The following is a 24,582-nucleotide window of genomic DNA, read 5'->3' as shown; positions in this document are numbered from 1 at the left end:
ACCTTCTACGCCACCGGCGCGAACAGCAGCGCCAGATCCTCCTCATCGAACAGCGGACCGTCGCTCTTGCGCTCGGTGCCGCCCTCCAGGATCGAGGCGGCAAGATCCGCCTTGCGCGCCTGCAGGCCGAGGATGCGCTCTTCCACCGTACCGGCGCACACCAGCTTGTAGACGAACACCGGGTTCTGCTGGCCCAGGCGATGGGCGCGACCGGTGGCCTGAGCCTCCACCGCGGGATTCCACCAGGGATCGTAGTGGATCACGGTGTCCGCCGCGGTGAGGTTGAGGCCCGTGCCGCCGGCCTTGAGGCTAATCAAGAACACCGGTATCTCGCCCTGCTGGAACAGCGCCACCCGCTGAGTGCGGGTCTTGCCCGGCGTATCGCCGGTCAGCGTGGTGTAAGAGATACCGTCGCGCTCCAGGGCTTGGCCAATCAGGCCCAGCATCTCGGTAAACTGCGAAAACACCAGAATGCGCCGCCCCTCCTCGACCAGCGACGGCAGAATCTCGCGCAGCTGCTCCAGCTTGGCCGAGCGCTTCACCTTGCTTGCGCTGTCGAGCTTGACCAGGCGCGGGTCGCAGCACACCTGGCGCAGCTTGAGCAGCGCATCGAGCATCACGATGCCGGAGCCGGCCAGGCCACGCTCGGCGATGGCCTGCTGTACCCGCTGGTGCTGGGCCAGGCGCAGGCTCTCGTAGAGCTCGCGCTGGCTGCCGGCCAGGGTGATCTCGCGACGGCTCTCGGTCTTCTCGGGCAGCTCGGTCAGCACCTGCTGCTTGGTACGTCGCAGCATCAGCGGGGCGATGCGCCGCGCAAGGCGCCCGCGCAGCGCCACGTCGCTGTCCTTCTCGATCGGCGTGCGAAAGTGCCGACCGAACCACTGCTGGCTGCCCAGCGCCCCCGGCGCCACGGCGTCGAGCTGCGCCCACAGCTCGCCCAGATGGTTCTCCAGCGGCGTGCCGGTCATCGCCAGGGCGCGCCCGGCGTTGACTCCACGCACCGCCTGCGCCGTCTGGCTGGCGGCGTTCTTGATCGCCTGCGCTTCGTCCAACACCAACAGCCCGAACGCCACCTCGCACAAGCGATCAAGATCGCGGATCAACAGCGGGTAGGTGGTGACCACCAGATCGGCCGTGGCCAGTTTTTCGTCGATCTGACGCTGGCGCTGAGCCTTGCCGCCCTGCAGCGCCAGCACCGCGAGTTGCGGCGCAAAGCGTGCCGCCTCGGCACACCAGTTGCCCACCAGGCTGGTGGGCGCTACCACCAGCACTGGCCCCTGCAGCGCGCCGCGGGCACGCTCGTCGAGCACATGGGCCAGCACTTGCACGGTCTTGCCCAGGCCCATGTCATCGGCCAGGATGCCGCCGGTACCCAGCTCGGCGAGAAAGCGCATCCAGGCGATACCACGAGCCTGGTAGTCGCGCAACTCGCCGGTGAAGCCTTGCGGTGCCGGCAGGCTGGCGGGCAGCTCGCGCAGGCGGCGGGCCAGGAGGGTGACATCTTCGCGACCCGCCCAGCGCTCGTGCTCGGCCAGCGGTGCCACGCGCTCGGCCGCGGAGACCGGCAGCTTGAGCGCCGCTTGCGGGTCGGTCTCGTCATTCAGCCAGTCGAGAATCGGCGCCATCAGCGCGCGCAACCGTGACAGCGGCAGCGCGAGGCGACGCTGCTCATCCAGCGCCAGCTCCCAGCTCGCCTCCTCGGGCTCGTCTGGCGCGACTTCCAGCGGGAAAGTCGGATCCATGAGCAACTGGCGCAGGATCGGCAGCAAATTGAGTCGCTCGCCCCCCACCTCGATATCCAGCGCCAGATCGAACCATCCGTTACCCGCCGGCTCCAGCTCGCCGTGCCAGGCGTCCGGCTCGATATAGCGCGGCTCCGGCGGGAACTCGTCACTGAACTCGACCCGACAGCCCGCTTGGCGCAGTTCGGCAATCATTGGCCACCAGTCATCCGGTTTGGCCAGATGAGTGGGCCACTCGGCGGCGCGGGACGGCGGCTTGCCAGCAACGGGCAGCAATAGCGACCAGCTTGGCAGGTCCAGAAAGGCCGGTGGTTGATGAGCCTGACTCAGCCGCTCCAGAGCCACCATGCCCGGCGGCAGGCTGCGTACCAGCGCCAGCTCCGCCGCCTTGTTGCGCTTGATGGTGACCCGCTGACCGGCATGGAAGAGCTGGGCCGTTTCGCCCTCTTCAGGGGCCACCTCCATGCCGTCGTAATCGAAACCCACCACGCCGGCACCCACGCGGAACCAGCGCGCAACCGCCACGCCGTCGCGAAACCCCAGTTGGCCTTCCACCACCCGCATGGTGACCTTGAGGCGTGGCGCGACATCCGCCAGGGTGTGCTCCTCGACCCGCTTCGGCGCCGGCAGCCTGGCGGCCAGGGCCGGTGTCTTGCGCAGCCGCTCGCCCAGCCACTCGCTCATCGCTGGCGGCAGCGGCGGTGCGCGACGCAGCCCCACCAGCAGTTCGGGGTCGCCCCCAAGGCGCCCGAATCGGCCACGCGCAGGATCGATGTAGCAGAGCCCGCGCCCCGCTCTGGCGATGAGCGCCTCAGCCGATAGCAGCCCTTCCGGCTGAGTCGTCGCCTGAAGGTGTTGTACGCCCTCGGCATCAGGTTGCCAGCTCGGCGCCAGCCAGCCGTCGGCTCCGAACTCGAGTTGCTTGCCGGTCTGCTTGCGAAAGAACAGCAGCGGCGGCTCATCGCTCTCCAGCAGCGACCACAGGCCGCGCACCTGGAAGGCGTGCGACATCACCGCCCACTGGCGATGGTCGCTGCTCCAATGGGTACCGACTTCGCCATGCAGCAACCGGTCAATCGCCTCTTCCTGCTCGGGGTTCCAGCCCGCCTCGGGCACGGGTATCAGCTCGCCCGAACCGCGCACCTCGATGACCTTCGGCGAAACCCACCCGTTACCGCGCTTGCTCTGCCGCGAGGGACGCAGCCACACCGGCAGCACCTTGAGGATCGCTCCGCTGGCGTAGTGGTTCGCGGTATCCAGAAACAGTCCGAGCCGGTACTGCGTGCCGACACACTCAGCGCCTGGTGCTGTGCCTGGGGGATTCTGCAGCCACTCCAGCCAAGTCTCCCACTCGCGGGTCAGCGTGCCTCTGGTGTCGGCTGGCGCGTGTGCTGCACGTGGCGAATCCCTTTCCACCCGGTTGTCGGCAACAACCTTGGTCTCCTTGTTCAGCTGATCCAGAAAGGTCTGAATCAGCGCCACCGCATGCTTGCAACCGGAGCCGACCGGGCAGCTGCAGTCGGAGAAGAGCCCTCTGGAGTCGTGCGCATACACTTCCACCTCGGTGAAATAAGCCTGCTTGCGGCTGCCCGCCACCTCCCCGCTGAGTAGTAGGATCAAGTCTTGGTCGTGTTCAAAGGCCAGGCTCAGGTCACTGGCCACGCGGCCTTGCCGGGCATAACGCAGGCCGCGCTCCAGCGAAGCCGGGTCGAAAAAATCCTGCCAACCGGCCTGATGCAGGGCGGTGAACAGCGTCATAGCGGGGTCGACATGGCGATGATCGGACACGGGGACTCCTCGGCATGATCATTCAAAGAGGCTATGAGAGCGAACCAGGCGGATACTGGCAACTCCGCCGACTCGCATGGGCCGGGCGGGCGTTGTCCACCTCAGCCCAGCAGCGAGCGCAGCCCGGCGATGGCATCCTTGCCGCGGGCCTGCTTCTTGTCGGGATCTTCCTTGTCGGCGCGGCCCTCCCACTCCAGGTCGTCGGCCGGCAACTCGTCGAGAAAGCGGCTGGGCGTGCAGTCCATCAGCTCGCCGTAGGTCTTGCGCTGGCGAGCCAGGGTCAGGGTCAGCGTCTGGCGGGCACGGGTGATGCCCACGTAGGCCAGCCGGCGCTCCTCCTCGACGGTGTCGAGCTCGATGGCGTTGCGGTGCGGCAGCAACTCCTCCTCGAGGCCCATCACATAGACGTGGGGGAACTCCAGGCCCTTGGCGGCGTGCAGCGTCAGCAGCTGGATGCGGTCGGAGTCGTCCTCCTCGGCCTGCTGCTCGAGGATATCGCGCAGCACCAGCCGCGAGATCGCCGACTCGACGTCGTCGGTCTCCTCGCTGGCCTCGTCGTCGCCGGCCTCGCGCTGCATCGACTTCTCGAGCTGGTCGATGAGGATCCAGACGTTGGCCATGCGCCGCTCGGCGACTGTCGGCGCGCTGGCGTTCTGGTAAAGCCAGGCCTCGTAGTCCATGTCGCGCAGCATCTCGCGGATCGCGCTGATCGCCTCATTCTGGTCCATGCGCTTGCGCACGCCGTCGATGAAGTGGGTGAAGCGCCCCAAGCGCTCGACGGCCCGGGCCGGCAGCACCTGCTCGAGGCCCATTTCGTGGCAGGCGGCGAACAGCGACTGGCCCCGCTCGGTGGCATAGTTGGCGAGCTTCTCGAGCGTTCCCGGGCCGATCTCGCGGCGCGGCACGTTGACGATGCGCAGGAAGGCGTTGTCGTCGCCGGGGTTGATCAGCAGCCGCAGGTAGGCCATGGCGTCCTTGATCTCGCCCCGCGAGAAGAACGAGGTGCCACCGGAGAGCTTGTAGGGAATCTGGTAGTGCTGGAGTTTCAATTCCAGCAGCCGGGCCTGGAAGTTGCCGCGATAGAGCACCGCGAAGTCGCGCCATTCGGCACGCTCCTTGATGCGCCGGGTGAGGATCTCGCTGGCCACCCGCTCGGCCTCGGCTTCCTCGTGACGATTGACGACGATGCGGATCGGCGCGCCGACGCCCTTGTCCGACCACAGCGCCTTGTCGTAGACGTGGGGGTTGTTGGCAATCAGCGTGTTGGCGGCACGCAGGATCAGCTGCGTCGAGCGGTAGTTCTGCTCGAGCTTGATCACCCGCAGGCGCGGGAAGTCCTCGCCGAGGGTAACCAGATTCTCGGGGCGCGCGCCACGCCAGGCGTAGATCGACTGGTCGTCGTCGCCGACCACGGTAAAGGTGCCGCGCTCGGCCATCAGCAACCGTACCAGCTGGTACTGGCTGATGTTGGTGTCCTGGTACTCGTCGACCAGCATGTAGTGGATCTTGCGCCGCCAGCGCGCCAGCGCCTCGGGATCGTTCGAGAGCAGCACCACCGGCAGCATGATCAGGTCGTCGAAATCGACCGCGTTGTAGGCCTTGAGGTGGCGGCCGTAGGCTTCGTAGAGCCGCGCCGCGTACTGCTCGTCCTCGTCGGCGGCGTGCGACAGCGCCTGACCGGGCAGCACCAGGTCGTTCTTCCAGGTGGAAATCTGGCCCTGCACGCGATTGATCTGGTCGGCGTCGACCTGGGCGTCCTTCTGCATCAGGTCGCGCAGCAGCGCCTTGGCGTCCTCGGGGTCGAACAGCGAGAAGCCCGGCTTGTAGCCCAGCGTCTTGAGCTCACCGCGAATGATGTTCAACCCCAGGGTATGAAAGGTCGACACCGTCAGGCCGTGGCCCTCGCGGCCCTTGAGCAACTGGCCGACGCGCTCCTTCATCTCGCGCGCCGCCTTGTTGGTGAAGGTCACCGCGGCGATCCGCCGCGCGCTCATGCCGCACTCCTGGACCAGGTAGGCGATCTTCGAGGTGATCACGCTGGTCTTTCCCGAGCCGGCGCCGGCCAGCACCAGGCAGGGGCCGTCGATGAAGCGCACCGCTTCCTGCTGGCGCGGGTTGAGCGTGGCGAGACGTTGCTGAATAGACATCGGTTACTCGTCGCCGGCGTTTCCGGCTGTGTCTGGTATGCCCGTCGAATCGGCTGCCGGGTGCTCGCTCCCGGTTTCGGCCCCCGGAAGGCCGGCCCCAACGAATTCAAGCTGGCGCCAGGCCTCGTAGACCAGGATCGCCGCGGCGTTGGACAGATTGAGACTGCGGCTGTCGGGCAGCATCGGCAGGCGCAGTCGCTGTTCCGCCGGCAGGGCGTCGAGCATCGCCTGCGGCAGGCCGCGGGTCTCGGGCCCGAACACCAGCGCATCGCCGGGCTTGTAGGCCGGCTCATGGTAGCCGGTGCGCCCGCGGGTGGAAATTGCGAAGACCCGCTCGGGGGCGATGTCGCGCAGGAACGCCGACCAGTCGGCATGCACCGTCACCCGCGCCCATTCGTGGTAATCCAGCCCGGCGCGGCGCAGGCGCTTGTCGTCCAGCGTAAAGCCCAGCGGCTCGATCAAGTGCAGGCGGAACCCGGTGTTGGCGCACAGCCGGATCAGGTTGCCGGTATTGGGCGGAATCTCGGGTTCGAAGAGCACGATATCGAGCATGAAAGTCCTGAGCCGATGGCGACGCCGGGTGGCAGCGAGTCGTAACGCATGATACGCAATCGGCGCCCCGAATGACTCTTTATGGCGCTCCGGACCCAGCGTTTTATGGCGCTCCGAACCTAGCGCTCGAATGCGCTTTACAGCGCCCCGGAGGAGCCGGCGCCAAGGCTCGTAGCTCGTAGCTCGTAGCTCGTAGCTCGTAGCTCGTAGCTCGTAGCTCGTAGCTCAGTATCTCATCAGAAACCGATGCTGACGCCGAACGTCGGACCGCTGTGCAGCGTATGCTCGCCGCGGTCGTCGAACTCCGTGCGGTAGTAACGATAACCGCCGTAGAGATAGGTCTGCGAGACGATATTGACGCGCGCCTGGGCACCGTATTCGTAGCTCTTGTCGATATCGCCGTGGCTCAGCCCCTTGGGGGTGTAGAAGCCGTAGCCACCCACCGAGGTCAGCGGAATCGGCGTGTCGACGAACGCCGAGCCGCCCAGCCCCAGGCCGCCGCCGTCGCCATAGGCCGTGTCCTGATACTGGTAGCGGCCGCCCACCGCCAGATCGATGCCCGGCAGGTAGGGCGTGAACATCAGCGAGCCGGAATAGAAATCGGCATCCTCGCCGCTGTCGTCGGAAGTGAAATAGCCGACCCCGGCGCGCAGGGTGGGGAAGACCGTCTGGCTGGCTTCGATGCCCTGAGAGTTCGGGCCGCCGCTGGCGGAAACGCTGAGCGCCATGGCCTGATGACCGGCCAGCAGGAGCCCGGCGGATGAAAGGGCCAAACCGAATGACTTGATCATGACTGCATGTCCTTGCAATGAATAGGCTTGCAACGAGTGGGCTTGCCATTCAACTATGGCAGATACGGCGGCGTTATCAAACGGTGTTTTTAAACAAATTCCCCGCCCCCTCAGCGCGCCAGCACCCCATAGCGGGCACGGTAGTCGCGGATCGCCTCGGCATGCGGCTGAAGCTCGCTGCCGGCGTACTGCTCGAGGTAGGCGAGCACCTGATCGAGCGTGACGATGCTGACCACCGGCATGGCGTAACGCGCCTCGACTTCCTGGATGGCGCTATGGCGGGTCATCTCGCCGTCGGCCTGGCCGCACTCCTGGCGATCGAGGGCGATCACCACCCCGGCGGCGCTGGCGCCGGCCGATTCGATCAGCGTCATGACCTCGCCGATCGCGGTGCCGGCGGTGATCACGTCGTCGACGATCAGCACCCGCCCGGTGAGCGCGGCGCCGACGATCTGGCCACCCTCGCCATGGGCCTTGGCCTCCTTGCGGTTGAAGGCGAACGGCAGGTCGCGACCGTGATGCTCGGCCAGCGCCACGGCGGTGGCGGTGCCCAGCGGAATGCCCTTGTAGGCGGGGCCGAACAGCACCTCGGCCTGGAGCCCGCTGTCGGCGATGGCCTGGGCGTAGCAACGGCCGAGGCGCGCCAGGGCGGCACCGCTCTTGAAAAGGCCGGCATTGAAGAAATAGGGGCTGACGCGACCCGACTTGAGGGTGAACTCGCCGAACTTGAGCACGCCCTGCTCGATGGCGAAGGCGATGAAGTCGCGCTGGTAGGCTTGCAGCTGGCCGGCCACGGGGCTTCCTCTTGTTTAGAGACTGCTTGACTGTCTAGACGGCTGACGGGGTGACGGTTCGACGCGAATGGCTACTCTGAAACACGAGAGCGCTTTAAACGAATGATTGCCTCGGGTCATTTACCCAAACGTCGAAAGCTCAGGTATCATACACGCGCGACGAAAAAGGGACCATGTATGAAAATCGCCAGCATCAACGTCAATGGAATTCGTGCCGCGGTCGAGCGAGGGTTTCTCGATTGGCTGGCCGATCAGGATGTCGATGTCGTCTGCGTGCAGAACCTGAAGGCCAAGAGTTTCGAGCTCGACGACAGCATCCTCTATCCCGAAGGCTACGAGGGCTATTTCCTCGATGCCGAGCAGGACGGCTTCTCCGGGGTCGGCCTGTACTGTCGCAAGATCCCCAAGGCGATCATGTACGGGCTGGGCTTCGAGCAGTGCGACAACGAGGCCCGCTTCCTGCAGGCCGATTACGACCGCTTCAGCATCGCCAGCTTCCTGATGCCCGACGGCAGCGACTACACCGCCAAGCAGAGCTTCATGAGCCAGTATCAGGAATACCTGTCGAAGATGGCCCGCAAGCGCCGCGAGTACATCATCTGCGGCACCTGGCACATCGCCCACAAGACCGTCGACCTGGCGAACTGGGCCGACAACCAGACGACCCCCGGTTTCAAGCCCGAGGAGCGCGCCTGGATGGATCAGATGTTCGGCCCTACCGGCTTCATCGACACCTTCCGCGAAGTCAACCGCGATGCCGGCGAATACACCTGGTGGCCCAAGCTCGATCAGGACGTGCCGCGCAGCCGTCAGGAAGGCTGGCGCATCGACTACCAGATCGTCGGCCCCAACTTCCGCCGTCACGTGGTCGACGCCTGGATCGACCGCGAGGCGACCTTCTCCGAGTTCGCCCCGCTGATCGTCGAGTACGACCTGACGCTCTGAACACGCTTCTTCGGTCTCGCGTCGCCCGTCACCTTCGAGCGCCCACGAAAACGCCGGCTCCTGAGCCGGCGTTTTCGCAGGGCGGCGATGGAACCCGCGTCAGGCTCAACGACGAATCTGCAGCGCCTCGCGCTGATGCTCGAACAGGCTCTGGCCGGCCTTCTCGGCCAGGTCGAGCATGGCGTTGAGTTCGTCGCGCGAGAACGCCGCCGTCTCGGCGGTGCCCTGCACCTCGATCAGCCCGCCGTCCTCGGTCATCACCACGTTCATGTCGGTACCCGCGGCGCTGTCTTCGGGGTAGTCGAGATCGACCACCGGCGTGCCCTTGTAGACGCCCACCGACACAGAACTGACCAGCTGCTTGAACGGGTCGGTCTTGATCTGCTTCTCGCGCTGCAGATAGCGGATGGCATCGACCAGCGCCACGCAGCCGCCGGTGATCGACGCCGTGCGCGTGCCGCCGTCGGCCTGGATCACGTCGCAGTCGACGGTGATGGTGAATTCGCCGAGCTTCTTGAGATTGACCGCCGCGCGCAGCGAGCGGCCGATCAGCCGCTGGATCTCCAGCGTGCGTCCGCCCTGCTTGCCACGGGTCGCCTCGCGTCCGCTGCGGCTGTGCGTGGCGCGCGGCAGCATGCCGTACTCGGCGGTGATCCAGCCCTGGCCCTTGCCGCGCAGCCAGCGCGGCACGCCGGCTTCGACGCTGGCGTTGCACAGCACCTGGGTATCACCGAAGGCCACCAGCACCGAACCTTCGGCGTGGCGGGTATAGTCGCGGATCAGCTGGATCTCGCGGGGCTGATCGGGCTGTCGTCCGCTGGGTCGTATGGCCGCTGGGCGCATGTCACCTCTCAATCGCTTGGCTGGGTAATCGTCGGAGCGAAGCTCCCGGTGGACGGCCATTCTACACGCTTGACCCGCGTCGATCCGTTACACTGAGCAATGTTCCGGCGAACCGCCTGGACGCACTCTTTCACCGTTGTCTTCGAGGAATTCGCATGGCCTATAGCATGACCGCCTTCAGCCGGCAGACCCTGGATGCCGCCTGGGGCAGCCTGCAGCTGGAACTGCGCTCGGTGAACCAGCGCTACCTGGAGCCGCATTTTCGTCTTCCCGAGAGCCTGCGCGACCTCGAGCCCGCCTTCCGCGAGGCCCTGCGTACCCGCCTGGCGCGGGGCAAGATCGAATGCCAGCTGCGCTTCGATCCCGCCGCCGCCGGCGAATCGCTGAGCGTCAACCGCGAGCGTCTCGCCGAACTGTCCCGCGCCCTGCACGAGGTCCGCGCCGAGCTGCCCGACGCGCCGATGCCCGATGCCCTGGCGCTGCTCGATCATCCCGGTGTGGTCGACGCCCGGGGCGCCGATCTCGATACCGTCAAGCGCGAGGCGCTGATACTGTTCGATGCCGCGCTCGACGATTTGATCGCCGGGCGCGCCCGAGAGGGCGAACGCCTCGCCGAGCTGATTCGCAGCCGGCTCGACGGCGTGCGCGCGCAGGTCGTCACGGTGCGCGAACTGCTCCCCCAGATCCTCGAACGTCAGCGCAACCAGCTGATCGAACGCCTCGAAGCGTTCAAGGCCGAGCTCGACCCGCAACGCCTCGAAGCCGAAATCGCCCTGCTCGCCCAGAAGGCCGACGTCGACGAAGAGTTAGACCGGCTGGAAATCCACATCGCCGAAATCGAACGCCAGCTCAAGCAGAAAGGCCCGATCGGCCGCCGCCTCGACTTCCTGATGCAGGAGCTCAACCGCGAGGCCAATACGCTCTCCTCCAAGGCGGTGGTCGCCGACACCACCCGCTGCGCGGTGGAACTCAAGGTGCTGATCGAGCAGATGAGAGAGCAGGTGCAGAACATAGAGTGATGTTCTTGGGTGTTTGTCGTTGTTCTTTAGCACTTTAAAAATCAAATAGTTATGTAATTTTGACGGTCACCGCGTTCGTGCAAGTTCTGCCAAGTTTGGGTAGTGATGGGTAGTAGATTGGGGAGTATTTTCTCGCTATATTGTATCAGCGAGATTGTACTCCCCAATTTGTTTTAAGGCAGGAAAGTGGGCAAGCTACACGACAAAACCGTCAAGAAATTGATCAAAGAGAAGCCATCCGTTCGGCATGCCGACGGCAACGGCCTCTACCTCATGACCCCGAAGCGCGGCGACGCTTACTGGATGCTGCGCTACACCACTCCAGCTACCAAGCTCCGGCGTGAATACACCATCGGCAAAGTGGACGACTGGTCACTGGCCGACGCCCGTGATGAGGCGGCGAAGCTGAGGTTGGCGATCAAGCGTGAGGGTGCTGACCCGGTTCAGGAGCGGCAGAAGGTCAACCAAAACCCCTTCAAAACGCTCAATGACCTGTACGCGGACTACTACGAGCTTCGCAAACGAGAAATTGCGTCCCACCAGAAAGAGAAGAGCCTGTACGAACGCGAGGTGGCTTGGCGCATCGGGAAGGTGGAGCTGGAAAAGATCCGGCCAGTGGATATCAGTGAAATTCTGCGCGACGTCGCTAACGGCTATGACGACAATAAGCCCCGCCCGACCCTCTCAAATGACTTGATGCGTCTGCTGAGGAACCTGTTTGATCATGGCATCAAACTGGACGTCACCCGGTTCAATCCCGCCTCGCCATTCCGCCCCAGGGATGCCGGTGGGGAGGAGAAGGCCGCCAACTACCCGATGAATGAGGAAGAGGTCATTGAGTTCTTCAACAAGCTCCGGGTTATTCCGGCGCAGTTCAGCCGTGAAAACTACCTGGCCTGTGCTTTGTTGATTGCGACCTGTACGAGAAAAATGGAGCTTCTGGCAGCGCCTTGGTCGGAATTCGATCTGGAGAACCGTATCTGGTACCTGCCCGAGGAAAGGACCAAAAAGAGAAGGGCCATCGATATCCCGTTGGCGGAGCCCGCCGTGGAATGGCTGAATGAGCTGAAGGTACGTTCCTGCGGTAGTGAGTGGGTATTTCCAGCTCGCAGGATCAGTAAAAAGGCACGGACTCCGCATGTGTGTGAAAACACGCTGAACCATGCGCTCAAAAAGCTCTTTGAGAAAAAACTCTTCTCATTCGACAAGCGCCGCGTCCACGATCTGCGTGGCACGGCCAGGACGAAGCTGGGCAAGCTTGGTTTTGATGACAATCTGGCTCAGCGCTGCCTGAATCAACTGCCCGGCAACCGGACGGACCGGGTTTATAACAAGCATGCGTACTTTGAAGAACGAAGAAAGGCTCACGAGGCGCTCTGCGAGTGGCTGGCGCCCATCGTGAGAGGTGAAGTCAGCTCTGGAGGGTAAAGGGGCCAGATCAGGCCCCTTGTTGCTCAATCCAGGCCAACAGATCCGACAGGCGCCAGGCCACTGAGTTGCATCCCAGCTTGAGTCGTGCCGGAGCCACTCGCTTTCGTTCCAAGGTCCACCACTGCGTCCGGCTGACGGCTGTAATCGCTCGACGGTCCGACTCCCGAACCAGCCGCTCACACTGTCCAGAACGAGCCAGCAGCTTGGCGCGCACCTCCTCCGAAGGCGGACTGAAGGTCTTGTTACTCATTCTCCGTTACCTCCGAATCAACACTGGGATAAGTGGGAAACTGGGAAAGTCCATCTCCATCCGGTAGCGCTTCCCAATACGCCTTGATGCGATCAGGCCACAGGGCGAAAAAACGCTCCGATCGATCCCGTAGCTTGATTTTCATGGTGCCACGGCTCTGTTCATTGGTTTCCAGGAAATCTCTCTGGATCAGCGGCTCAATTTCCCGGGTGTATCGACTTCGAAGGCCAAGCTCCTTGATAAGAGTATTTTTGGGTATCAGCCACTGCGTCTCACCGGCCACTTTGCGTCGCAGACCAATTGCTCTTCCGTAATCCCCCCGCTCTATGTCAACGAGACGGTGATTCCATTTGTAAATAGCATCGCGAAGGCGGGCCAACAGGCGGTACTCCTCCGAATTGAAGATGTGACCCCGGCTCCGAAGCCAGGCTCCAACGACTTGGTGTACTGCTCGAACCGACTCCGCTTCCGTCCAGGGGAGGAGATAGTTCCGACATGCCAGGCATAGTGCAGCGGTGATCAGTGCGAACCGCCTGATCACTCGGACGACTTGCGAAGCCATATGAGGGGTCTTCCATTGCTCCGTCAACCGGGCAACCTCATTCTGGATGTAGCTGGGTAGGTCATTCACATCTTCTGTAAGACGCTCGAGCCAGTGCCGGAACAGTGTGCCGTGGTAGTGCCCGGTACGGCTTTTCAACGTGTCCACGAACTCTTGGGCACTGTTGAATCCATGCAACTTGTCAAAGGCTCCAAACCTCCCAAAAATCGGAATCTCGACAAGTCGGGTTTCTTGGCCGGCTTTAACCGACTTGCCTATTTCCTGAAATACTTCCGATAGCCATACCTCACCGGTACTTAAAGCCAGAGTTCGCCAGTGCGTTTGTGCAGTAAGGTCCCCTGATATATTCGCACGCAACTTACTGGCACCGGTCATTATATGATACGTCGCTACATCGACATCTTCCGGGCGCGCCAGGCCAATTTCATCCAATGCCAGCAACATGTCATTGTGCTCAGCAGCCACGGCTGCCAAGCCATTGGCAGTCGATACCCAGTTCCGCACAAACGTTGGTGCACCACACACGCTCGCGGCCGCCTGCAGTAGTGTCGTTTTACCGCTGGAGCTATTGCCGCCGAAGTGAAAAGCCCCATTTTCAATCTCCGCATGCTTCAGCAGTGGTGCCGCAAGGGCTACCCCAATGCTGAACATCGCCAGCGGGTTGCCCTCACACAGCTTCCCCACTTGAGCTTGCCAATCCTGGAGAGAACCGTTTTCCTGAAGTAGAGGGGAGGTTGATAGCTGCCCGACGAAGTAGTGCTGCTCATCCGCCTGACCTGCCGTCCAGCTACTCGTCGCGAAGATGGGGCCGTGCCAACCTGTACGGTCGACGGTTGTGGCCGGCGGCGCCTTTGCCATTTCCTCAAGCAGGTAGCGTTGTAGTCGTGCCCAACTGATATTGCCAGGCTCCAGCGGATAGCCGCTGTCCACGAGCAGCTCCCGTATCTGTCGGGCGTTATCGCCGTTCAGGTTGCGCGCATACACCACCTCGCGGAGCAGGACGTTGTCCATATTTTTCCACTGCAGCAGCGCACCGTGACCGTGCTTCTTGTTGGAGAGTCGGGTTCTGGCAATAACCTCAATCCATCCACCAACTCTTTGCCATTCATCAGAGCTGAAGCAGTACAGGCCAGAGTCTCTCAATTGAAATTTCATTTGCCCCTCCGTCACAACCGATCCAGCCAGTTTCTAACATCCTGGATCCGAAACCTGACGGCTCGACCTTGCGGGTTTGGCTTGATGGGGGCGGGGAAGCGACCTGATCGGACGTATCGACGTAGCGTGGCTTGCGATAGCTGAGTGACGGCGCACACTTCTTCGTATGTGAGCAAGCGCTCGTTGGTCTCGCTAGAAAACATGTGTTTCATTATCTACTCCTGGTTCGTTGATTAACGGCAGGAGTGATTATTAGTAATCAGGAGTCAGGACCAGAACCGTGAAATTGGCCATTTTGGGCGCAAAGAGGAAAAAATTATAACTAGATGAAATTAAAGGTTAACTTCTGTCATTAAGGCGATTTTCATGGGAGCCTCATCGGTTTTCGGGCGAAATCTGGTGAAAATGTGAACAACCGCTGTCACCCGCTACCATCACGGCATCATTTTGTGAAGCGGTAATGCGCATTGACTTTCACATGTGAAAGTCAATGCTGGACGTGATCCAAACAGCCTCTTAAAGAACCTTCTCGAGACCCTGCTATTTCGCCGAACAGGCCCGCATCATACCGGGGCTCCAAAAGGACTCTGCCAAGCCCTTTGTCCGTACCCTAAGGAAATAGAGGGAATCCTTGTGGCGACGACGGTCTGTGCGTTTCCATCAAGCCGCCGCATACCGGTACCGTCACAGCAGCTAAAGCTGTGGGTCCCAAATAAATAATGGAACGCGGACCCTTCAGCCCATGCGAGCTATTTCATGGAGTGTGGGAGCGCAGCGGCAAAGTCCCAAATCAGGTAGTTACGTGGACAGGAATGGAAAGGTCCCATGGCTTGGGGAAGGAATCTGCCTCCAACCCCGTCTTTTCGTCCGAAAAAGGCAAAAGCGCATGGCAGCTCCAAGCACTCAGTTGCTTACGATTGATGGCAAATCCATAGCGAGGAGCCAGCCATGAGCAAACGAATGACCCACCAGGAAATCTGCGAAGAGTGGGAGGCGGTCAGCCGAGCCCAAAATGTGAACCACCAACGTGGTATCAAAGCCGCCATAACGCAATGCCGTCAGTTTCTGACGGCGATTCACCAGCAAGCGGACGTGGAGCAAGCGAGGTACCGCTATCTGGCGCAGCGGCTCTGTGATCACTTCTGGTCCCACAACATCGCGCATCGTACCGACCAGACACCCGGCTATCCCGGGCACTTCGGCTGCCGCGTCCGACTCCGGAGAAGAAAGCTGGAGTTGTCCTGGTACTACAATCGCTTCGTCCAGAAGAAGAGCGGCGAGGGACGATCAGTGTTCAGTGAGTACATCCGCAAAGAAGGTCGGTTCCGCTATCACAAACCAGCCTTCACGCGGGCACAGGATTGGGAGAAACCGCTCATCATGGAAACTGAGGACGGTTTTGAAATGTTGCGAAGGCTCAATGCCAACCAGGCGGAGCTTTGTCGAATCGTGCGGAAAAGCGAACGCCTCCTGAAAGATCTGGAGGAGCACCTCGGTGGACTGAAGGAGGCTGCCAGCGGGAGTGCAAGCCCCTCAAGCGAGGAGGGATGAGGGCTGTTTGGCGGTAAAAGGCATGCCGCTCACACCGCAGGTGCTGATTGCGTGGGGCTATTGATGGGATCGCCCAGATTTCAGGTGGCTATATATGCCGTTCTTTGCTGGTCTATCCGGGTCAAATCGGTTGAATGCAGCGTGGTACCTCTATACATTGATCAGTCAATGTAGTGTAGGGCTGCTTCGCCCATGAGACCGTGCCACCTCAGATGAGGTGGCAACACCATCGCCCATAGGAAGCGAAAACATGGCCGAGATGGAAGATCGCTGGTTATCTGTAGACGAAATTGGCAAGCACCTCGGTGTCAGCAATGACACCGTGTACCGCTGGATCGACAAGCACGCAATGCCCGCCCACCGCATGGGGCGATTTTGGAAGTTCAAAAAAATCGAAGTGGATGAGTGGGTCAAGGGCGGTGGAGCCGCCGAAACGAGCAGGGGCGAGCGTTCCGAATGACCCAAGGCCGGTATCGCATCTCCTTCACGTCCGGCAGCCTGTATCACCGAGAATCGGTGAAGCTGGCCGATCTGTACCTGTCGCTCCGTGACTGGGAAGAGGTGCGGGCTCAAGCTCTACATGACAACCTGCTACAGGCCAGAACGGAAAGCACGGCAAAGCGCACCTGTAGAGAGGCGATTGCACGCCTGAAGACATTGACCGAAAGCGAACTGACTTTCCTGGCCGAGGCAAACCACCAGGACCAGGCTCACCTTCTGTGGGTTGCCGTGTGCCGCCTGTACCGCTTTATCGCGGACTTTGCGGTGGAAGTGCTACGCGAACGGTTTGTCGCGATGAAGCTGGATCTCAGTTTTGAGGATTTCGATGCCTTCTATAACCGTAAATCGGAATGGCATGACGAACTGGATAATGCCAGCGCCTCAACGCGCGATAAATTGCGACAGGTCCTGTTCAGAATGCTGCGGGAGGCAGGGTTGTTAGCTAAGGACAAAACCATAAACGCAGTTCTGCTAAGCCCCAGGCTGGTTGAGTTGCTGCGTCAGAACAATCCTGACGAGTTTTTCTACTTCCCAGTCTATGAATCCGATATCAGGGGGATGTCAGCTTGAAAAAGGACATTGCCAAAATGCCGATGCAGGAGCGACTCCAGCACCTGTTCAGCGTGGTTTCCGGCCAGCGATTCCTGAACAAACAGGGGCTGGGTAATGAAGTGCCTTTCTTCATCTGTCCCTACCGGCCTGAAGAAGCGGTCGAAATGGAGCGTCTTCAGCGGCAGTTGGTTAACCGACTGGAGCAGGCGGGCATCCGGATCCTGAGCATCAATCTGTATGACCTGGCCGTCGATATTTTGAAAGAAAGAGACATCTGGGAGCAGGTGTTGGAGCTCGAGCCCACGGTCTCAAAGGATCAGCTGAAAGAACTGCTACAGGGAGTGCTGGACCCGGAAGCCCATTTGGTGCCCGCTATTGCGGCAAAGCTCCAGTCCGTTGAGTTTGACGTGCTGTTTCTCTCAGGGGTGGGGGAGGTCTTCCCCTACATACGCTCCCACAACGTGCTCAACAACTTGCAGAGCACCGCCAAAGACCAGCCAACGGTGATGTTCTTCCCGGGCTCCTATACCCACTCGCTGGAAACCGGTGCATCTCTGGATCTGTTCGGCAGGCTGCATGACGACAAGTACTACCGTGCGTTCAACATCTTTCATTACGAAGCCTGAGCGGACGATACGATTCGAGGCGTAATCATTAAGGGAAAGTACAATGACATTGAAGAATATTTTTCTAAAGCCCGTTGACCGCCCCATTGAAGGCGTTATCAAAGCCGACGATGAAGCCAGTCTTCGCCTCGAAATTGAAGAATACGTACTGACCAACGAAGTCGAGAAACGCCTCGAAGAGTTCCTGGACGCCTACAACAACTACGAAGGGGCGAACGGGGTCTGGGTATCCGGCTTCTTCGGCTCAGGTAAGTCGCACCTCCTCAAGATGCTGGCCCTTTTGCTTGAAAACCGGGAAATGGACGGTGCTACAACCCTGGACCTGTTCCTTCCCAAGTGCAGCGAGAATGAAATTCTCCGGGGCGACCTGAAGCGAGCTGTCTCGATACCGGCGAAAAGCATTCTGTTCAACATCGATCAGAAAGCCGATGTCATCAGCAAAACCCAGATCGATGCGCTTCTGGCCGTGTTCGTTAAAGTCTTTGACGAAATGTGCGGCTACTACGGCAAACAAGGGCACATCGCCCAGTTTGAGCGCGATCTGGACGGCCGTGGCCTGTACGAGCAGTTCAAAGCCGAGTACGAGGCCATCGCCGGCCGCCCCTGGCAGAAAGGCCGGGAGCAAGCCCTTCTGGAAGGCCCGAATATTGCCAAAGCCTACGCCGCTGTGACCGGTGGCGACCCGCAGTCGGCAGCGGGCATTCTGGACAAGTACCGCAGCGAATACCGCGTTTCAATTGAAGACTTCGCGGACAATGTGAATGCCTATATCGAGAAGCAGGCAAAAGAGGGTGGCCACAAAGAGTTCCGTCTGAACTTCTTTGTGGACGAGGTCGGCCAGTACATTGCCGACAACACCAAGCTGATGACCAACCTGCAAACTATTGCCGAGAGCCTCGCAACCAAGTGTCGGGGCCGGGCCTGGATTATCGTCACCGCCCAGGAAGAAATGAAAAACGTGGTTGGCGAAATGGGCAAGCAGCAGGGCCACGACTTCTCGAAAATTCAGGCGCGGTTCAATAACCGCATGAAGCTCTCCAGCGCGGACGTCGCGGAAGTAATCCAGAAACGCCTGCTGACAAAGACCGAAGATGGTGTCAATCAGCTGTCGGACGTCTATCACGCGCAGGCAAACAACTTCAAAACCCTGTTTGACTTCGCGGATGGATCGGCCACCTACCGGAACTTCCGGGACAGGGACCACTTCATCCACAGCTACCCCTTCGTCCCCTACCAGTTCGCGCTGTTTCAATCGGCGATCCAGAACCTGTCGCAGCACAACGCCTTCGAGGGTAAACACAGTTCTGTCGGTGAGCGCTCCATGCTGGGGGTTTTCCAGCAGGTGGCCATCCACATCGGCAACCATGAGGTGGGCCAGCTGGCCACCTTTGACCTGATGTTTGAAGGCATCCGCTCCGCACTGAAATCACAAATACAGCGGGCGATTATTCAGGCCGAAAACCACCTCGATAATGCCTTCGCTATCCGGTTGCTGAAGGCCCTGTTCCTGGTCAAATATGTCAAGGAATTCAAGCCCACGGTGCGCAACCTTTGCGTGCTGATGCTGGATGCCTTCGATCAGGATCTGCCGGCACTTCGCACCAAGGTCGAGGAAGCCCTGAGCCTTCTGGAGCAGCAGACCTACATACAGAGAAACGGGGACCAGTATGAGTACCTGACGGACGAGGAAAAGGACGTCGAGCAGGAGATCAAGAACACAGAGGTTGAGTCATCGGACGTTGCGGACGAGCTGGAAAAGATCGTTTTCGACTTTGTTATAAAACAGCGCAAAATCCGCTATGACGCCGGTTCCTCCCAAAACCAGGGGCAGGACTACTCCTATTCGCGCAAACTGGATGATCGTCTGCATGGGCGTGAATACGAGCTCTCGATCAATGTCATCAGCCCGTTCCACGAGCATACTGACAACGAGCAAATGCTCCGTACAGCCTCGACCTACAAGGCGGACGAGCTGTTCGTGCTCATGCCGTCGGACGAGCGCCTGGTGCGGGACCTGCTCATGTTCAAGCGCACCGAGAAGTACATCAAGCAGAACATCTCCGTTACCCAGCAGGAAGCCGTCAAGCGGATCCTGAATGACAAGGGCTTTCAGAACCGTGAGCGCGAGGCCAGGCTCCGGCAGCAGGTTCAGACCCTCATTGGCAAGTCCAAGTTGCTCATTGGCGGCGCTGATGTGGAAGTGGCGAATGAGGACCCCCAGACCCGCATTATTCGGGGCTTCCATGAGCTGATTTCACGGGCTTACCCCAACCTCCGCATGTTGCGCGGCGTTTCCTACGCGGAAAACGACATCAGCAATTGCCTCAACCGTACAGACGATGGCCTTTTCGGTAACGACGCCACGGCCCTGGCGGAATCCGAGCAGGAGGTGCTGGCGTTCATTCAGAGCAACAACCGGGGCGGTGTTCGCACCACCCTCAAGAGCCTGCTGGAAAAGTTCGAACGCAAACCCTACGGCTGGTATTACGCCGCGATTCTCTGCACCCTGGCCAACCTGTGTGCCCGTGGCAAGGTGGAAGTTCGTCTCGACGGGAATATCCTGGAGGACAGCGAGCTGGAGCGCGCCCTGCGTAACACTCACGGCCACGGCAACGTGGTGCTGGAACCACAGATTGAGTTCACCGCCTCTCAGGTCCGAGCCCTCAAGTCATTCTACGAGGACTTCTTCGACAGCCCGCCCCGCAGCAGCGAAGCCAAGGCCCTGGGTAAAGAGGCCGGCGAAGCCTTCCAGGACATGTACCACGACCTGGACCGGAGGATAGCGCAGGTCGACCAGTACCCGTTTCTCAATGCCTTGAAACCTGCCCTGGTGACGCTGAAAGAAGTCGCCGGAAAGCCCTACACCTGGCACCTGACGGAATTGGGCAAGCAGGAAGACCAACTGCTGGACCTGAAAGAAGATGTCATCGACCCCATCCGCAAATTCATGGGGGGCTCACAAAAAGACATCTACAACCAGGCTCGGTCCCTCCTGCAGAGCCAGGAGCCTAACTTCATCTATGTGTCCGGGGATGAGATCGAGCAGATCCGCACCATCCTGAACGACCCCAACTGCTACAAAGGGAATCGCATTCAGCAGCTCAAGGGCCAACTGGATAGCCTGCAAGAGCGCATCGACGAGAAAGTGCAGCAAACCCGCTCCCAGGCAGAAACGTCCCTGAAGACCATGCAGGAGCGCATGCAGAGCATGGACGAATACCAGTCCCTGCCGGAACCGCGCCAGGATGAGCTCAATAAACCGTTCCGGGATCTGGTCGATTACATCGGACAGGAGCGCCTGATTGCCGTGATCAAGGACCGGACCCGGTACTTTGAAGAAGAGGGCTACCAGAAGCTGCTGGGCAAAATGGTGGCGCTGGCCAATCAGAAATCAGCACCGGCAGACGACCCCGATCAGCCCCCAGGTGGCCAGAGTGAAGACCAGAATGACGGGGGGCCTCACGAGGTCAAGGAATCGCCCGCCGACTACGTTCACACCCGCAACCTCCGTGTCGCGTTCGACAAGGCCTGGTTGGCCAACGAGGGTGACGTGGACCGCTATCTGAATGCCCTGCGCGAAGCCCTGCTGGCAGAAGTCCAGCAAGGACGCAAGGTCCAGATCTAAGCGTGCCGAACCGTCTAACCGGTCGATGTTGGGGATAGCCATGCACCAAGCCGAACAGGAAATCCAGGCACTCATTCACGGCGGCGAGAACCTTGCCGTCGAGTTCAAGAGCGACGTCAAAAGCCTGCCGGACCGGGATCTGGTGGCCGCGGTGGTGGCCCTGGCCAACACCGAGGGCGGCGACCTGTTCCTGGGCGTTGAAGACGACGGCACCCCAACTGGGCTGCATGCCAACCACCGCAACCTCGCCGGCCTGCCCGCACTGATTGCCAATAAGACCATCCCCTCGCTGGCCGTGCGCATTGAGGCCCTGGAGCTGGAGGGGCAACCTATTGCCAGGATCCAGGTTCCCAAGTCCCGGCAGCTGGTGTCGACCTCGGATGGCCTGCTGCAACGTCGGCGCCTGAGAATGGACGGCACTCCGGAGGCCGTGCCCTTCTACCCCCATGAGTTTGTTCAGCGCCAGTCCAGCCTGGGGGTGACGGATCCCTCTGCGTTGCCGGTAGAAAACCTGGCGGTTGAGGACCTGGACCCGATTCAGCGCATCCGAATCCGCAACGCCATCAAGAAGTACGGCGGCGACCAGAGCCTGATGCCACTGGCGGACGATGAGCTGGACGGCGCCCTGGGGCTGACTGTGAGCGTGGGAGGCATGCGCCGCCCCACGGTTGCAGGCCTGTTGCTGCTGGGGAACGGAATGCAGCTCCGGCAACACCTGCCCTCCCACGAGGTAGCCTTCCAGGTGCTGCGCGGTACCGATGTGTTGGTCAATGAGTTCTACCGCAAACCGCTGCTGGAGACCTTCGAAGAGGTCGAAGTGCTATTCCGCGCCCGGGTGGAGGAAGAGGAGATTCAGGTCGGGCTGTTTCGCGTGCCCATCCCCAACTTCGACCGCCGGGCCTTCCGAGAAGCCTTCGTGAACGCTCTGGTTCACCGCGACTACAGCGCCCTGGGCGCCGTACACGTCAAACTGGACGACGACGGCCTGAGCATCAGCAATCCCGGTGGTTTTGTGGAGGGCGTTAATCTGGACAACCTGCTGGTGGCTGACCCTCGCTCCCGTAACCCATTGCTGGCCGACATCATCAAGCGCATCGGCTTGGCCGAACGCACGGGCCGGGGCATCGACCGGATCTTCGAAGGCATGCTCCGTTACGGGCGTACCGCTCCCGACTACTCCATGTCGTCCGCTCACACCGTTTCTGTGCGTATGAGCGCGGCAGACGCGGACGCCGAGTTCCTGCGCATGATCGTCGAGCGCGAGGAACAGACCGGCGCCGCCATGCCCATTGACAGCCTGATTATCCTGTCCCGACTGCGCAATGAACGGCGTTTAAGAACGGCAGACCTGGCCAAGTCCGTGCAGAAGCCCGAAACCGTGGTCCGGGGCACCCTGGAAAAACTGGTGGAAGCCGGCATGGTGGAAGCCCACGGCACCGGAAAAGGCCGCACCTACACCTTGAGCGCCAAGGTGTACCGGGGGGCGGGGCAAAAGGCCGCCTATGTGCGCCAGGCAGGGTTTGATCCTATTCAGCAAGAGCAGATGGTCATGAGCTTTATTGATACGCACGGCAGCATCAAGCGTGCTGACGTGGTTGAGCTGTGCCATATCAGCCCGGATCAAGCCTACAAGTTGTTGGCCAGATTGAAGAAAAGGGGAGAAATCGAGCAAATAGGCGAGCGTAAAGGGGCTATTTACAAGCGCGCGCGTTAATTTATGCGCTCAGCGTAAATATATGCGCTCATATAGGCGTCAGCGTATATCGCTCGGTCACGATCAAAACCAAGGCATGAATCGATGGAAACCGCAAAACTCAGAAAATTCGCCCAGTTCGCCCGCCGCAGCCTGATTGAACAGGTCGGCGCCAAGCTAAAGCTGGTATTGGCCGAAGAAAGCCCCGCCCGGCGGGAAAGCCCATTGGCCATCAAAAAGCTGGAAGATGCGATAGCCGAGCAGGGTAAAGGACAGGTTGTCGAGCGGGTGGCGTATATCTGGTTCAACCGGCTCGTAGCCCTGCGGTTTATGGACGTGAACCGATATAACCGCATCGGCGTGGTCTCGCCCGCCGAGGGGCAGTTTCAGCCCGAGATCCTGGCGGATGCCAAGATGGGCCATATCGATGAAGAGATGGTCGTGGAAAACACCCGAAAACGGGTCTTCGCCCTGCTCGATGGCAAAATGCCCAGCCAGGATCCCCAAGGGGAAGCCTATCGCCTGCTGGTCGTCGCGGCCTGTAACTATTGGTACAGCGCGATGCCGTTCCTGTTCGAACGTATTGACGACTACACCGAGCTGTTGATGCCGGATGATTTGCTTTCGGGTAACTCAATTCTGGCCTACACCCGCGAAGCCATGACGCCGGACGCCTGTGAGGATGTTGAGGTGATCGGCTGGCTGTACCAGTTCTATATCTCTGAGAAAAAGGATCAAGTATTCGAGGCGCTGAAGAAGAATCAGAAAATCACACCGGCCAATATCCCCGCCGCCACCCAGCTTTTCACGCCGCACTGGATTGTGCGATACCTGGTGGATAACTCGCTCGGCCGCTTGTGGATGCTTAACAGACCAAATTCAGCCTTGGTGGATCAGATGGAGTATTACATTCCTCCGGACGAGGCTGAGGCCGATTTTCTGAAAATCGAAGGCCCGGAAGAGCTCAAGGTTTGCGACCCAGCCTGCGGCTCCGGCCATATGCTGACCTATGCTTTCGATCTGCTCTACGCCATTTATGAAGAAGAAGGCTGCGAGCCGTCCGAAATCCCGGAAAAGATCCTGACACACAACCTTTATGGTATTGAGCTGGATGAACGCGCCGGTGAGCTGGCCGCCTTCGCTCTGACCATGAAAGCCCGAGCGCGTCAGCGGCGTTTTTTCAACAAAGGCATCAAGCCCAACATCTGCGTGTTGGAAAAAGTTAGCTTCACTCCAGATGAACTGGAAGAGTACATGAGCGCCGTGGGCCGCGACCTGTTCACCCAAGGCTTACGTGAAACCTTGCAACAGTTCGAGGAAGCTGACAGCTTCGGCTCCCTGATCTTGCCCAAGCTTACCAACGTGACTGACGTGCTGGCCGAGCTGGAGACAAAGAACCTGGGTAGCAACCTGTTCCTGGCCGACACGCACAGCAAAGTACTGAAAGTACTGCGTATGGCCGAAGCCTTGAGCCCGCGCTACGCCGTGGTCGTCGCCAATCCGCCCTATATGGGCGGTAAGGGTATGAATGGACGGCTTGGCGCCTGGGCCAAGGAGAACTACCCAAAGAGCAAGTCCGACCTGTTTGCCATGTTCACAGAACGTAATCTGGATATGGCGGTAACTGGCGGCGCTGTCGCCATGATCACGATGCAGAGCTGGATGTTTCTGTCTTCCTTCGAGGCTTTGCGCGGTCGCATTCTCGATCAGCACACTATTTTGTCGATGGCCCATCTAGGAGCGCGAGCCTTTGACAGCATCGGTGGCGAAGTGGTCTCAACGACTGCTTTCGTGCTAGAGAACACCCATAAGCCGCACTATCGAGGCGCGTTTCTCCGGTTGGTCGATGGCAATTCGGAAGCTGAGAAGATGGCCATGATGGCCAAGGCCGTTGAGCGGAGCCGGTAAGCATGACCTGTAATTTCCGCTCCGACGATTTCGCCACCGTCACCGACCTGACCATAAAGTTCTTGTCGGGCACTAACACTACTGTGGGCGAAATAAACGCGGACAGA

At 60.5% G+C, this 24,582-nt stretch carries 19 protein-coding genes; 10 read left to right on the top strand and 9 right to left on the bottom strand.

The features are described from left to right. Positions 1-5: 5 nt before the first annotated feature. The 5 genes from HALZIN_RS16975 to pyrE form a co-directional block, all read right to left on the bottom strand. Entirely contained in the window at positions 6-3,530 is a 3,525-nt protein-coding gene (locus tag HALZIN_RS16975; RefSeq protein WP_051907552.1) for a DEAD/DEAH box helicase, read from the bottom strand. 101 nt (positions 3,531-3,631) lie between these two features. Then, positions 3,632-5,677: a DNA helicase Rep gene (gene rep / locus HALZIN_RS0115340; protein WP_031385066.1), complete on the bottom strand. Its 2,046-nt coding sequence runs from the start codon at positions 5,675-5,677 to the stop codon at positions 3,632-3,634. A 3-nt stretch (positions 5,678-5,680) separates the two neighbouring features. Further along, a complete protein-coding gene (gene trmL, locus HALZIN_RS0115335; protein WP_084173624.1) occupies positions 5,681-6,229 on the bottom strand; it encodes a tRNA (uridine(34)/cytosine(34)/5-carboxymethylaminomethyluridine(34)-2'-O)-methyltransferase TrmL in 549 nt (182 codons plus the stop codon). Between the two features lie 236 nt (positions 6,230-6,465). Beyond that, complete coding sequence (locus HALZIN_RS0115330; protein WP_031385064.1) at positions 6,466-7,020, bottom strand: YfaZ family outer membrane protein; 555 nt, start codon at positions 7,018-7,020, stop codon at positions 6,466-6,468. Positions 7,021-7,130: 110 nt separating this feature from the next. Then, positions 7,131-7,814, bottom strand: a complete 684-nt coding sequence (gene pyrE, locus HALZIN_RS0115325; RefSeq protein ID WP_031385063.1) for an orotate phosphoribosyltransferase — start codon at positions 7,812-7,814, stop codon at positions 7,131-7,133. 177 nt (positions 7,815-7,991) lie between these two features. Between pyrE and HALZIN_RS0115320 the strand changes: the two genes are divergently transcribed. Further along, entirely contained in the window at positions 7,992-8,759 is a 768-nt protein-coding gene (locus HALZIN_RS0115320) for an exodeoxyribonuclease III (RefSeq protein ID WP_031385062.1), read from the top strand. 105 nt (positions 8,760-8,864) lie between these two features. On the opposite strand, the gene rph is transcribed toward HALZIN_RS0115320, so the two are convergent. After that, positions 8,865-9,602 carry a ribonuclease PH gene (gene rph, locus HALZIN_RS0115315; RefSeq protein WP_031385061.1) on the bottom strand — a complete coding sequence of 246 codons (738 nt, stop codon included), beginning with the start codon at positions 9,600-9,602 and terminating at the stop codon, positions 8,865-8,867. A gap of 155 nt (positions 9,603-9,757) precedes the next feature. Between rph and HALZIN_RS0115310 the strand changes: the two genes are divergently transcribed. Both HALZIN_RS0115310 and HALZIN_RS0115305 read left to right on the top strand, forming a co-directional pair. Further along, positions 9,758-10,621, top strand: coding sequence for a YicC/YloC family endoribonuclease (locus tag HALZIN_RS0115310; RefSeq protein ID WP_031385060.1), 864 nt, complete (start codon positions 9,758-9,760; stop codon positions 10,619-10,621). A gap of 186 nt (positions 10,622-10,807) precedes the next feature. After that, entirely contained in the window at positions 10,808-12,049 is a 1,242-nt protein-coding gene (locus HALZIN_RS0115305; RefSeq protein ID WP_031385059.1) for a tyrosine-type recombinase/integrase, read from the top strand. Between the two features lie 10 nt (positions 12,050-12,059). Here the strand turns inward: HALZIN_RS0115305 and HALZIN_RS17680 are convergent, their stop codons facing one another. The 3 genes from HALZIN_RS17680 to HALZIN_RS17675 are packed head-to-tail and all read right to left on the bottom strand — an operon-like array spanning position 12,060 to position 14,222. After that, positions 12,060-12,302: a helix-turn-helix transcriptional regulator gene (locus HALZIN_RS17680; protein WP_023008356.1), complete on the bottom strand. Its 243-nt coding sequence runs from the start codon at positions 12,300-12,302 to the stop codon at positions 12,060-12,062. Continuing rightward, positions 12,295-14,019 (bottom strand): DUF927 domain-containing protein, encoded by a 1,725-nt coding sequence (locus HALZIN_RS0115300; protein ID WP_022987608.1) that lies wholly within the window; start codon positions 14,017-14,019, stop codon positions 12,295-12,297. Before HALZIN_RS0115300 ends, HALZIN_RS17680 begins: the two co-directional genes overlap by 8 nt. Before the next feature lie 11 nt (positions 14,020-14,030). Next, positions 14,031-14,222 carry a helix-turn-helix transcriptional regulator gene (locus tag HALZIN_RS17675; protein ID WP_031209892.1) on the bottom strand — a complete coding sequence of 64 codons (192 nt, stop codon included), beginning with the start codon at positions 14,220-14,222 and terminating at the stop codon, positions 14,031-14,033. 745 nt (positions 14,223-14,967) lie between these two features. Between HALZIN_RS17675 and mobI the strand changes: the two genes are divergently transcribed. The 7 genes from mobI (at position 14,968) to pglX (ending at position 24,475) form a co-directional block, all read left to right on the top strand. Next, entirely contained in the window at positions 14,968-15,570 is a 603-nt protein-coding gene (mobI, locus tag HALZIN_RS0115295) for a conjugative transfer protein MobI(A/C) (protein ID WP_031385058.1), read from the top strand. 250 nt (positions 15,571-15,820) lie between these two features. Then, complete coding sequence (locus tag HALZIN_RS0115290; protein ID WP_031385057.1) at positions 15,821-16,030, top strand: helix-turn-helix domain-containing protein; 210 nt, start codon at positions 15,821-15,823, stop codon at positions 16,028-16,030. Further along, positions 16,027-16,641 (top strand): DUF1819 family protein, encoded by a 615-nt coding sequence (locus HALZIN_RS0115285; RefSeq protein WP_031385056.1) that lies wholly within the window; start codon positions 16,027-16,029, stop codon positions 16,639-16,641. The genes HALZIN_RS0115290 and HALZIN_RS0115285 overlap by 4 nt, the downstream gene beginning before the upstream one ends. Further along, positions 16,638-17,249 (top strand): DUF1788 domain-containing protein, encoded by a 612-nt coding sequence (locus tag HALZIN_RS0115280; RefSeq protein ID WP_022988851.1) that lies wholly within the window; start codon positions 16,638-16,640, stop codon positions 17,247-17,249. Before HALZIN_RS0115285 ends, HALZIN_RS0115280 begins: the two co-directional genes overlap by 4 nt. Positions 17,250-17,292: 43 nt before the next feature. Continuing rightward, positions 17,293-20,874 (top strand): BREX system P-loop protein BrxC, encoded by a 3,582-nt coding sequence (gene brxC, locus HALZIN_RS0115275; protein ID WP_031385055.1) that lies wholly within the window; start codon positions 17,293-17,295, stop codon positions 20,872-20,874. 40 nt (positions 20,875-20,914) lie between these two features. Continuing rightward, the gene (locus tag HALZIN_RS0115270; RefSeq protein WP_031385054.1) at positions 20,915-22,588 is read left to right on the top strand and encodes an ATP-binding protein; all 1,674 of its coding nucleotides are present in this window, start codon (positions 20,915-20,917) and stop codon (positions 22,586-22,588) included. An 84-nt stretch (positions 22,589-22,672) separates the two neighbouring features. Next, a complete protein-coding gene (gene pglX, locus HALZIN_RS0115265) occupies positions 22,673-24,475 on the top strand; it encodes a BREX-1 system adenine-specific DNA-methyltransferase PglX (protein ID WP_031385053.1) in 1,803 nt (600 codons plus the stop codon). Positions 24,476-24,582: the final 107 nt, after the last annotated feature.

It is taken from the genome of Halomonas zincidurans B6, from assembly GCF_000731955.1.
GTDB lineage: Bacteria > Pseudomonadota > Gammaproteobacteria > Pseudomonadales > Halomonadaceae > Modicisalibacter > Modicisalibacter zincidurans.
Note: the sequence above shows the minus strand (reverse complement) of the source record. Positions and strands in the feature narration are given on the sequence as shown.